11 protein-coding genes and 1 pseudogene are annotated in these 11900 nt (G+C 25.9%); 9 read left to right on the top strand and 3 right to left on the bottom strand.

What is annotated here, in order from left to right; translation table 11 throughout:
• From L8X50_RS07890 to L8X50_RS07880, 3 genes and pseudogenes are all read left to right on the top strand, one after another.
• Positions 1–199 (top strand): annotated as a pseudogene (locus L8X50_RS07890) (hypothetical protein); the annotation flags it as partial.
• Entirely contained in the window at positions 200–1456 is a 1257-nt protein-coding gene (locus L8X50_RS07885) for a hypothetical protein (RefSeq protein ID WP_263659967.1), read from the top strand. It abuts the pseudogene before it with no gap.
• A 3-nt stretch (positions 1457–1459) separates the two neighbouring features.
• Positions 1460–2512 carry a hypothetical protein gene (locus L8X50_RS07880; RefSeq protein ID WP_263659966.1) on the top strand — a complete coding sequence of 351 codons (1053 nt, stop codon included), beginning with the start codon at positions 1460–1462 and terminating at the stop codon, positions 2510–2512.
• Here L8X50_RS07880 and icmH read toward each other — a convergent pair.
• The 3 genes from icmH to tssJ are packed head-to-tail and all read right to left on the bottom strand — an operon-like array spanning position 2507 to position 5142.
• The gene (icmH, locus tag L8X50_RS07875) at positions 2507–3277 is read right to left on the bottom strand and encodes a type IVB secretion system protein IcmH/DotU (protein WP_263659965.1); all 771 of its coding nucleotides are present in this window, start codon (positions 3275–3277) and stop codon (positions 2507–2509) included. The genes L8X50_RS07880 and icmH overlap by 6 nt on opposite strands.
• A gap of 8 nt (positions 3278–3285) precedes the next feature.
• A complete protein-coding gene (gene tssK / locus L8X50_RS07870; protein ID WP_044598839.1) occupies positions 3286–4686 on the bottom strand; it encodes a type VI secretion system baseplate subunit TssK in 1401 nt (466 codons plus the stop codon).
• Between the two features lie 15 nt (positions 4687–4701).
• The gene (tssJ, locus tag L8X50_RS07865) at positions 4702–5142 is read right to left on the bottom strand and encodes a type VI secretion system lipoprotein TssJ (RefSeq protein ID WP_147575446.1); all 441 of its coding nucleotides are present in this window, start codon (positions 5140–5142) and stop codon (positions 4702–4704) included.
• 94 nt (positions 5143–5236) lie between these two features.
• Here tssJ and L8X50_RS07860 point away from each other — a divergent pair, with 94 nt between their 5' ends.
• The 6 genes from L8X50_RS07860 to L8X50_RS07835 all read left to right on the top strand — a co-directional run bounded on the left by L8X50_RS07860 (position 5237) and on the right by L8X50_RS07835 (position 11570).
• Positions 5237–6511 carry a TssA family type VI secretion system protein gene (locus tag L8X50_RS07860; RefSeq protein ID WP_263659963.1) on the top strand — a complete coding sequence of 425 codons (1275 nt, stop codon included), beginning with the start codon at positions 5237–5239 and terminating at the stop codon, positions 6509–6511.
• A gap of 73 nt (positions 6512–6584) precedes the next feature.
• The gene (gene tssB / locus L8X50_RS07855) at positions 6585–7070 is read left to right on the top strand and encodes a type VI secretion system contractile sheath small subunit (protein ID WP_263659962.1); all 486 of its coding nucleotides are present in this window, start codon (positions 6585–6587) and stop codon (positions 7068–7070) included.
• 12 nt (positions 7071–7082) lie between these two features.
• On the top strand, positions 7083–8537 hold the full coding sequence (tssC, locus tag L8X50_RS07850) for a type VI secretion system contractile sheath large subunit (RefSeq protein ID WP_044598842.1): 1455 nt from the start codon (positions 7083–7085) through the stop codon (positions 8535–8537).
• A gap of 3 nt (positions 8538–8540) precedes the next feature.
• The gene (locus L8X50_RS07845; protein ID WP_044598843.1) at positions 8541–8933 is read left to right on the top strand and encodes a GPW/gp25 family protein; all 393 of its coding nucleotides are present in this window, start codon (positions 8541–8543) and stop codon (positions 8931–8933) included.
• 1 nt (position 8934) lies between these two features.
• The gene (tssF, locus tag L8X50_RS07840; RefSeq protein WP_263659961.1) at positions 8935–10662 is read left to right on the top strand and encodes a type VI secretion system baseplate subunit TssF; all 1728 of its coding nucleotides are present in this window, start codon (positions 8935–8937) and stop codon (positions 10660–10662) included.
• Positions 10659–11570, top strand: coding sequence for a type VI secretion system baseplate subunit TssG (locus L8X50_RS07835; protein WP_147575449.1), 912 nt, complete (start codon positions 10659–10661; stop codon positions 11568–11570). Before tssF ends, L8X50_RS07835 begins: the two co-directional genes overlap by 4 nt.
• Positions 11571–11900: the final 330 nt, after the last annotated feature.

The raw sequence follows: 11900 nt of genomic DNA, 5'->3' as shown, positions 1-11900 counted from the left end.
TCTTTATAACATTAATGAAAAGGGAGAATTTGGTAGCAATGGTAGTATAGGAATAGTTAATGGAGTATTGTTTGAAGATTTATTAAAGCATTTAAGCTATATTACAAATGAAGAAGAATTGCTTTGCGAATTAGAAGTTAAATACCCCCAAAAACGAAACAATAAAATTGTATTTGCAAAAGAAATAAAGGATAGATAAATGAATAGCATAAACTCTAAGGAAATATACGATCTTAAAGCTCCGTTTGCACCAGGAACATATATAGAACTTTTCTTAGAGAATAACGACGATATACAAAGAAAATGGGGTTTTTTTGAATGTGATAGTCAAGCTAAAATGCAATTATTATTTGTATCGGATGATTATTTGCAAAGTTTTGATAGTTTTAGTACTTTAGTTGATATTGATGAAGATGGAGAATTAGAGTGCAATGATGATTACAATGCAACTTTAATTGAACAAGAAAATACAAATAAAATTGGCTTTTCTCTTCCTCTTTATAGAACAAAAGAAACTAAATTTGAAAAATATTATATTGTGGTATTTGCTTATGAAGGCGAAATGCCGACTTTACAAGATCCTTATGTGATCATTGATATGAGTTTTAGAGTGGGTATTGGAGAAGATGATAATGTTGCTAATGGTGTTAATCTTGCAAATTATCCCAAAAATATTCAAGAATGGAACCAAATATCACACATACAAAGTGTTTGGGATGCTGTTAAATTTTTCGAATGTCTATCTAAAAAAATAGGTGATACCTTTACTATTATGAGAGAAAATTTCTTTTCATTCTGTAAAAATAATCCTCAAATAGCAGGAAAAATTGCTTATATTTACTATAGATTTGACCTAGGTAGTCAATCTTTCATAGATAGCGTGGAAAATGATTTCAAAGACTATCAAAGAGATAGAGATTTTTATTTTCAAACTTGTAAAGATGTTTTGCTAAATTGCCCTATAGAAAAAAACAATCCTAAAACATTGAAAGAAAAATATGATGAATTGATGCAAGGTAAAAAATTGGATATAGCAATTTATAAAAATTTAATTAGTAAGATTGCAACCGCTATATGTGAAAAATTAGACTTAAATTTAATAACAAAAAATGGTGAAATAGATTTTTTCCAAGGAGACGAAGAAGAATGGGGAGAATATTACAAAAGACGCATACGTGTTAATGAAAATAATCTACATGATTTAAAAGAAATAATAAAAACTATGATTCACGAGATTAGACATTTTTATGTTGAAACTTATTATTATCCGGGACAAGGTATTTTAAGAGGATATTTGTTTTATGCACATGGATTCTCTATAAGCGATGATTATAAAATTTTATTTGATGGCTTTTATAAATTTGATGACAAAGAAAGGCAAGAAAATGCTTACGAAATACAACCAAATGAAAGAGATGCAAGATTTGTCGAAAAAATAATAGATTTTCTAGGCTAAAGAATGAAAATTAAACTTCCTGATTTAAAAAAATATGCTTTTAACAATAGATTAGATAAAACCATATATCTTGGCATAGAAACAAATATTTTATGTGTTGAAGATAGAATAAACGATATTTCAAATTTCTATAGTAGTAAATATAATAAAAAAATTAATGATTTAACCGCTATTTTATATATAGGAAAGGTAATATTTCAAGAAGAAAAAAACAACTTGTTTCCAAAATTTATAGCAAGTAATTTTGATATTAATTTTGAAAAATTAAATAATTTTTGGCTTAATGAAATAACAAACAACAAAGTGCAATATTTCAGGCAAAATAACAATATAATCTTATCCAAAGAACAAATTTACTCATATTTTGATGATTTACATTCCAAAAACATTAACTTAATTAAAAATTATTTTAATAAAATTTATGAAAATAGTGGCATTACCGCTTTAATCTATGACAAAAACAACCATAAAAACGATATATTAAATCAACTTGATACACTATCTAAACAAGATTATAAAATTACATTTAGCGATGAGCTTTTTTACGAATATTTAGTTTGGAGTCTAAATGACTTTTTAATTCCATATTTTTCTGGTAAATTTCAAGATGAAAATGAATTACTTTTTAATGCCGGTGCTTACACTACATATAAAGAATTATATCAAAAACAAATCAATCTTATACCAAATCCTTACTATGGAGAAAATTCTAATATCCCTTTTATTGATTTTTTCTATACCAATATAAATCCATTAAAATATGGGGTGGGTTATATCGAAGGTTATTTAAAATTTTTCAAACACTATCCAAATTCAAAGTTCCTTAAAAAAATGCCTCCAATAAAAGGATATAAATTTTATAGCCCTAATATTAACCATGATGGTAAAATTTTATCTTCAAATAAAGGAAAATTTTATTTTTCTCTAGCTGAAAATCCTCAAATTTTTATTTATTTTTTTCAAAAATATTACCCAAAAATTTGTAATCTTCCAAAACATTGGAACGAAATTATGTTTCAAAAGTTAAAATTAAACATTCCAAACGAAGAGTTATAATTTTTCTATATTCTTAATCAAACTGCTAATATTAGAATCGATTTTAATATTATGAGTTTGTAAATCAAAAATTGCAAAAATAAAAAAACCTAAAATACATCCAATAGGTATAACAACTAACGTAAATTTCATAAATCTGCGTTGAAAATACTGCCAAAATTTTTCCCTATTAGCTCCATTATAAGCCTTATCAAAAGCTGTCTCATCTGTTAAATTTATAAGAGGAGTTAAAGCCGATGCTATATTATTACAAAGATAAATAATTTTTTCCTCAACATCTTTTTCATGAGAATATTTTCCTCTATATCCTAAAATCAAGCAAACATATATGAATTCCAAAAAATCCTTGTTTTTGGATGGATTAGACAACCAAGAAAGCGCTATATCGTAAAAATTATCACCACCTAGAGTCTCATCAAATAACCTCACGGTTAAAGTATGATTTGCCCAAGAGCTATTAATAAATAAATCATTTTTCATTAGACTTTCATCTATAAATACACATAAACAATATCTTAATTTTATAATATCTTTCTCATCATACTCTTTAAAAGTACTTAATCTTGAACTCCAAACCAAAATTTCATTCACAAGCTTTTCTTTTAAATTCTCTATATAAGCAGTATCCAAAGAATGAACCTTAGATAATCTATAAACAAGTAAAAGAATTTCCAAGCAATTATCAACAACTTTATTGATTTCTAAACCTTTTAAATCACTTTCTAAAAGCAAAGATCCTTCTTTAAAATGTGATTCTTTTTGCATATTACTCCTTAAAATACAGCCCACATTTTTATATCAGGGTTTTTTATATTTGTTGTTAGATATAAACTTATAACATTTTCACCCTTAAAGTATTTAAACAGCTCATCTTTTTTGTCTAACTTGTAATAAATATAACCATTTAAATAAGGTATAGAAGATGGAATATTTGAAATTTGCTCTATGTTTATCCCTCGTAATTGTGTTGTTACTATACTTTTTATCCTACTTTGAGTATGAATTTTACTTTGAGTTTTAAAATTATATAATAAATACTCATGATTAACATCAGCACTAATAGCTAAAAATAATTCACCCTCTTCAATAACCGTAGGATTGTCAAATAACAAATCATAAAATCCATTGTTATTGTCAATTACTTGAGCCATAGTATATTTTGGAGAAGTTATTTTTGCAAATAAAACTCTCAGTTGATTAGTAAGTGGTAAAAAAGTGTTAGTCAAGTCATCATGATTATATACTATAAAATCAGAAAAGGAGCTTTCAGTACCAAAAGCACTAAGATCTCCTTGAAAATCAACTAATTTTTCATATAAATTTTCAGGATGTATTTTATCTTTATTGATTATATATGAAAAAATAAAATACCATTTTTTTAAAAGATTAAGCGATAAATATGTACTAAAATCCAAGGTGTTTTTAGTTTGATCTATACCCTTAAATACTTCAGTGAGTATTTCTTTATGCTGTTTAATTGAATGCGAAATTTCTTCTAAAAATGATTTAATATACGAAGATTTATTTAAATCTAAACAAGTGGGTATAAAACTTTCATCTAACTCTATTTTTTTATTTAAATCAATATTTTTGATTTTTGCTATAGGAATTTCAAGTTCATCTGGAGTTTTACTACCTAAAAAGCCCAATTTCAATCTTAAACTAGCTAAAGTAATGCTTATTTTTTCTTGAGAGAAAGTAATATTATCATTCTCATATTCATCTTCCAAATCAGTATGTTTAAAAACATCATTAGTATTATCATCATATATTCTTGAAGCTACAACACTTCTTAAACTAATGTATTTTGAATTAGGTATATTATTGTGTAAAGATATATCTGCTATAGAGGATAAACCCATAGGAATTTTAATAACAATAATAGAATTTACCAAAGAATCATAATTAACTTCCAAAGGCTCTGGAAGCTCATCTTGTTCTGGCGCATTAAAAATGCTACCATCTTTAGCAATTCCAGAAATTCTTTTAAGTGCTATTTTTCCTTGCATTAACATTTCATTGGAAAATTCTAAATCAATTATTCCATATAAATTATTGAAAGTTGAAATTGTCTTAAGATTAATATTTCTTTCAAAATATCGTTCTTGTTGCTCAAAATGAATTTTATCAATATTTAGCCCATTAAACCAAGCTACTTTTAGCTTATCTGCCATTATATTTTCCTTAGATTAAATATGTCTAATACCATCTTTTGTTATTTCAAATTTTAATGTTTTTTTAGTTCCAAAACCATTAGCATCATCTGTTTTTGCCCAAATTTTTGTTACCTTTTTAGTATTATTTGCAAATAAAACCAAAATACCAATATACGGCACTTCTTCATCTATAACTTTAAAAGCAATAATATTATCTTTAGGGGCAATTTGTAGTCTAATCGAGTCAATTTTATCTCTACCGAGTATAGCATCCTCTCTATTAATCAGCTCTAAATCACTAGCCTTTATAAATTTATTTACATCTTTTAGTTGATACACAATAACAGTCAAAGGAACATCATCATTTCTACTATTTAAATTAGAATTTTTTATATTATCAATCTTTACACTTACAACACTAGAGCAAGAACTTAAAAACAACCCCATGAGCAACATAACAAAAATTTTTCTCATTCCCATCCTTAAAAAAATACTTAAATAAATAACACTATAATTTTATTTTTTATTATAATTAAAAAAACTTTCAATAGTGCTTAGGAGATAAAAAATGATTTTCTGTGATCATTATGAAGAAAATTTAGAAAACTTAGAGATATTTCATTTACTTGAAGAAGAGATGACAAAATACAAAACATTAAATCATGAAAAAATACAATGGGATAAGGTATATGAATACTCATTAGATATTTTACAAAACAACTCGATGGATATGAAAATTTTCGCTTACTTTTCTTTATCATGTTTAGCATTAAATAACGAAGAGTGTTTTAAAATATTTTTAGAAATAATAATTTTTACAGAAAAATTATTTCGAGAAAAACCTGAAAATATAAGTAAAACATCTTCTATACTATTAAATCAAAAAAAGAAATACAAACAAATTGTTGAAAATTTTATTAATGAATTTAATAAAAATTCACCAAAATGCTCACAAGTCGCAGCTAAAAGTTTAAATGAGTATTTTGAAAAATTACGCGAAATTTTAAATTGTAATTTTGCAAAATTAAACATTAAAGAAGAAATAACTCAAACTAAACAATCACCTCTTAAATCTCCAGTGACACAAGTAAATATCGATATAAAAAACACAAAATTATCTAATCTTAGTGATAGAGAATACAGAACATTATTAAATAATCTAGCAATAGAATTACTAGAAAATAACATTGAAAATACCAATGCTTATTCATTGTTTGCAGAAGCAGCTTGGGGAAGATTAAAAACCCTTCCACCGCATTCAGATTTTGTCACTAAAGTAAGATATCCTGATAGAAATTTAATAAAATTACTATTAGATAAAAATACGAATGAGTTAGATCAAATAAAATGTTTTATCAACAACCTTTCACTTAACCCTTTCTGGATAGAAGGATTTAAACTATTTTGTGATTTTTTACATCATCATCAAAAAGAACACTCCTTGAAAATTTTAAATTTACTAACTTGCAATTTTATTCTCAAATTCAAAGATATTACCAAGTTAAGATTTGACAACGGCGAATTAATGTGTAAAGAAGATACATTTAATTATTTTGTAAAACAAAATCAAGAAACTAATAAAAAAACACTCACTACATCCGATAAAAATAAAAAAGTAGAACAAATACTCATTGAAATAAACAATGAAAATTATAATAATTCTTTATTTTGTAATATAAATTCTTTAATAGCCATGGCACAAGTTTTTGAAACAAACAATATGAAAAATAATGCAAAAATTATATACTTACAACTAGTTGAACTTATGGAAAAAACCTTATTAAAGGATTACTTAAGTGATGAGTATAATTATGCAAAAAACAAAACTAATAAAAAAATATAAACTTAGTTATTCTTTATTTAGTTTTATGTATAATTTAAAAAATAAATTTTAATTCAAAAAATAAGGAAGTAAAATGTCTGATGGATCAAGTGCACCAAAAGAACGCATAAATATAACCTACAAGGCAAAAACAAACGGGCAAAATGCAGAGATAGAATTACCTTTAAAACTTATGATAATGGCTAATTTAACAGGTAAAAATGGACAAAATTTAGAAGATAGGGAAGTTGTGTCTATCAACAAAATAAATTTTAATCAAGTTATGCAAAAACTAGACATCAAAACCCAATTTAATGTTAAAAATACTTTGGGTGGAGGCGCTGAAGAATTAGATATCAACCTAAAAATATCTAGTATGAAAGATTTTTCGCCTGATAATATAGTGCAACAAGTGCCAGAGTTAAATAAACTAATGCGCCTTAGAGAAGCATTAATGGCTCTAAAAGGACCTATGGGTAATATTCCAAATTTTAGAAAAGCTGTTTTAGATGCTCTAAAAAATGAAAAAACCAAAGAGCAGTTGCTTTTAGAAATCAAAAAAGAAAATAACGAAGAATAAAGGAAACATAATATGTCAAAAGATAAAGTAATTGATACTCCAATTATTGAAAGTATTATGGAAAAAAGCAAATATGCTAGAAATGATGAAAGCTATAGTATAGCAAAAAGAGGAGTAGCCGAATTTATTTCCGCAATAGTTGAAAGCGATAACATAGAAGATAAAATCAACAAATTTGCACTTGATGAAATGATTGCCCATATCGATGATTTATTATCAAAACAAATGGATGAGATTTTACATAATGAAGAATTTCAAAAATTAGAATCGACTTGGAGAGGACTTTTCTTCTTAGTAGAAAGAACTGATTTTAATGAAAATATTAAAATTAATCTTTTTGATATTACAAAAGAAGAAGTTTTAGAAGATTTCGAAAATAATCCAGACATCACCCAAAGTGTTGTTTATAAAAATATTTATTCTTCAGAATATGGACAATTTGGTGGAGAACCAGTTGGTGCTATAATTGGTGATTACCAACTAAGCACTACAAGTCCAGATATGACTTTTTTAAATAAAATGTCAAGCATAGCAGCAATGAGTCATTCTCCATTTTTAACTTCTTTAGGACCTAAATTTTTTGGTTTAGAAAATTATTCAGAATTAGCTAATATTCAGGATTTACAAAGTCTTCTCGAGGGTCCACAATACACAAGATGGAGAACTTTTAGAGAAAATGAAGATTCTAAATACACAGGATTAATGGTTACGAGGTTTTTGACAAGATCGCCTTATGATAGTGAAGAAAATCCCATCAAAAGCTTTAATTACAAAGAAAATGTTCACGCATCTCACAATCATCTATTATGGGGAAATTCAGCATATGCTTTCGCAACAAGATTAACAGAAAGTTTTGCTAAATACAGGTGGTGTGGTAGTATCATAGGACCAAAAAGCGGTGGAAGCGTAAAAGATCTTCCTACTTATTTTTATGAAAATTTTGGAAACTTAAAAGCTAAAATTCCTACTGAAGTTTTGATTACAGATAGAAGAGAATATGAACTTGCAGAAAATGGGTTTATAACTTTAACTCTAAGAAGAGACACCAATAATGCAGCATTTTTTTCAGCAAATTCTGCTTTAAAACCTAAAATATTTCCAAACACACCAGAAGGAAAAGAGGCTGAAACAAATTACCGCTTAGGCACTCAATTGCCTTATGTATTTTTAATTTCAAGATTAGCACATTATCTAAAAGTACTACAAAGAGAAGAAATTGGAAGCTGGAAGGAAAGAAGTGATATTGAAAATGGTTTAAACGAATGGGTTAGACAATATATTTCAGATCAAGAAAATCCACCAGCAGAGGTTAGAAGTAGAAGACCTTTTAGAGGGGCTCAAGTAAAAGTGGATAATATACCAGGGGAGCCTGGATGGTATAAGATTGGGTTGAGTGTTCGTCCTCACTTTAAATATATGGGTGGAAATTTTGAACTATCTTTAGTAGGTAAATTGGATAAAGAATAATAAATGTCTTTGTTGGATAAAATTATTCATTCATTGGATGAGCAATATCAAAATATCCCTTTTTATCAAAATGAATTTCAAGAAATAAAAAATAATATACAAGTTTTGCTTAATGCAAAACTTGATGACTGCTTAAGTGTTGAAGATTTTGGATTATCTAGTATGGAAAATCTAAATTTAAGCTCGACAGAACTTTGCTTGAACATGGCAAAAGAAATTCATAAACTCATAAGTAAATACGAAAAAAGAATTATAATTAATTCTATCACATATAATGATTCTTTAAAACCTTGGCAACTTTCATTTTTACTAAAATGTGTTTTTTGTAATGATAATTTTAAAGAATTTGCAATTGAAATTATATTTAAAAATAATCGATATTGCGAGGTTATCTAAAATGACACAAGATGATATACATTATTATCAAAAGGAGATTGCTTATCTTAATCATGCTCGGAAAATTTTTATAGATAAATTTCCCAAGTTAACCCCTTTTTTATCTTACGATAGTAAAGATCCAGATATAGAAAGAATTATTGAAAATTTAGCAATATTAACCTCTAAAATTCATCAAGAATTAGATCAAAATATACCCTATATTGCAGAATCTCTAATTAATATTCTTTCTCCAAATTACACCAACATTCTACCTTCTATGTGTATGCAAGAATTCAAATTTAGCGAAAACAGCAAACTCAACAGATTAATTATTCCTAAAAATAGTACAGTTAAATCTGTATCTATAGAAAAATGTGAATGTGAATTTAAAACAGTATATGATGTATATCTATATCCATTAAATATAGAGAATGTTTTTTTAGGAAGTGAAAGACAATATCATACATTAGATATACAACTTAGAGTTAGTAGAGAAGATTTAAACATAGAACATCTAGGTTTAGATAAACTAAGTATATACTTAGGGGATGATGTTTACACATCATCTACATTACTTTTTTATATGCATCAATATTTAGAAGAAATAAAAGTCATATCTCATGACACAAAAGAAGAATTTAAAATAAATACCCATAATATTAAAACTATGGGTTTAAAGCCAAACGAAAGTTGCCTATTTTATAATGACTTAGGATTTGAATCTTTTTCCTTGCTAAGAGAATACTTTTTTTTGCCTGAAAAATTTAATTTTATCTCAATACAAGGCTTGGATGTTTTACATGAGTGTAAAGGTAAGTTAATTAGCATTTTTTTTAAATTTAATAAGACACTTCCTAAAAATTGTATTATAAAAAATGAATTATTCTCATTATCGACAACACCAATCATTAATATTTTCGAAAAAACAGCAGAACCTATCATCAATAATCACTCGAAAAATGGATATAGAATTTTCATCGATAGAACAAATTTAAATGCATATGATATAGTTCAAATAAAACAAGTCAAAGCACATAATAGCGACAGCGGGAGTAGAATTTTAAAAAATTATAAAAATTTTGAACGTTTTGAATTTATGCAAAATAAAATACAAGATTTTTACTACATTACAAATAAATCAAATTCCAAGCAAGATAACTTCAAAGAAATATCGTTTTTTTCCTCAAACAATACAAATGAAACAATCACAATAGATGTATTATGCTGTAATAAAAATTTACCGACCCGTTTAAAAATAGGCGATATCAATCTTATACCTTTTTATAAAGATGCTATTACGAAAAACATTACCATTCCAACGCCGATTAAGCAAGTTAAAACCAATGGTGATCTTTTATGGAAATTAGTTTCTATTTTGTCATTTAGTTACCAAACTCTTTTAACAAAAACATCCTTTTTTCAAGTTTTAGAAAGCTATAGCTTTCCCGATGATAAAACTTCTGAAGTAGTATGTCAATTACTTACCTCTTCAATAATTGACATACAGTCAAAACCAAGCTACTTAATTGATGAGCATATTACAAAAAAAGGCACTATGAGTATTATAAGTATAGATGATTCTAAATTTTATTCTTTGGGTGAAGTTTATAAGCTAGGATTAATAATTTCAGAATTTTTATCATCCTTTGTGAGTATTAATTCATTTTGTGAATTAAAAATTAAATGCATAAACTCAAAAGCAACTATACATTATCCTTTTAAAAAAGGAATTAAACCTATATTATGAACAATGCAAACTCTTATACCTTTTATAAACTTCTTAAAAAATTATTAAAAGATCATCCCAAAGAAGATATTTTTCTAAGGGTAAATAATGCCCTAATGCATCCTAACAAAGAAATCGAATATGTAAAATTCAATAAAAATATTAGTGATTTTCCCATTGAAATTATGATTAATTTTATGGGTCTACAAGGTAATACATCACAACTCCCTTCTTATATACTAGACAAGCTCTCTAGGAATGAGGATGGCGGGGATGGATGGAGTTTATTTTTTGATTTCTTCAATCACCATCTTCTTTGGATTTTTTTTGAAATTACCACTCTTAACAATTATCCAAAAAGTTTTGATATTAACTTCAACGATAGAATTTCTAAAATACTATTTTCTATGTTAGGTATCAATGACACAAAAATTGCAAAGAGATATCTGCCTTTTGCACCGTTATTACTAAGTTTAAGAAGACCTAAAAGTTATATTGAAAGAATTTTACAAATCACTTTTAATTTACAAAATCAATTAAATATTATAGAAAATATACCCCATCAAATTTACATAAGACACATACAATTAAATAAATTAGGAAGTAAAAATCATATTTTAGGAAAAAATCTAATCTTAGGAAAAAAATTTCTATCTTACCAAAATAAAATAGCTATTTATATAAAAGATATACACTATGATGAAGCTTTAAAATACTTTCCAAACGCAGAAAAATACAAAGAGCTTAAAGAAAGTATATTATTTCTAACTAACAATGAATTTTGTGTTGATTTATATCTTAAAATTATTTTTAATAAAAGAATGCTGTTTAAGCTAGGAGATTACTCTCACTCCAAATTAGGATGGGGTAAAATTTTAGGAAAAAAAATAAAAAATTACGAAATAATACATATTAAACTTCATGAATAATTTTTATATTTATCAAAATATATCATTTATTCATCTATATAAAAATCAAATACATAAGATCTGAATTTTTATTATTTAAACTATTGATATTATTAAATTTTAATAATACCCAATATTATGAAAATAACCATAAATTAACAACAAGCTTATATTAATCCAAAACTCTACTTCAATCTCACATTCATAATCATATTAGATAAAAAGATACTATCTTTATCAAAGCTTTTTAAGTTATATTCTAGTTTTAAGTATCTTTTTTGTATATCTTGCATTAAAGTTGAAAGATTGTATAAACTTAAACTTTCTAATATATTTATAAGTTCTATCTTA

It is taken from the genome of Campylobacter sp. CNRCH_2013_0898h (assembly GCF_025772965.1).
GTDB classification, from domain to species: domain Bacteria; phylum Campylobacterota; class Campylobacteria; order Campylobacterales; family Campylobacteraceae; genus Campylobacter_D; species Campylobacter_D lari_D.
The sequence above is the reverse complement of the archived record's forward strand: the minus strand, read 5'-3'. Positions and strand labels throughout refer to the sequence as shown.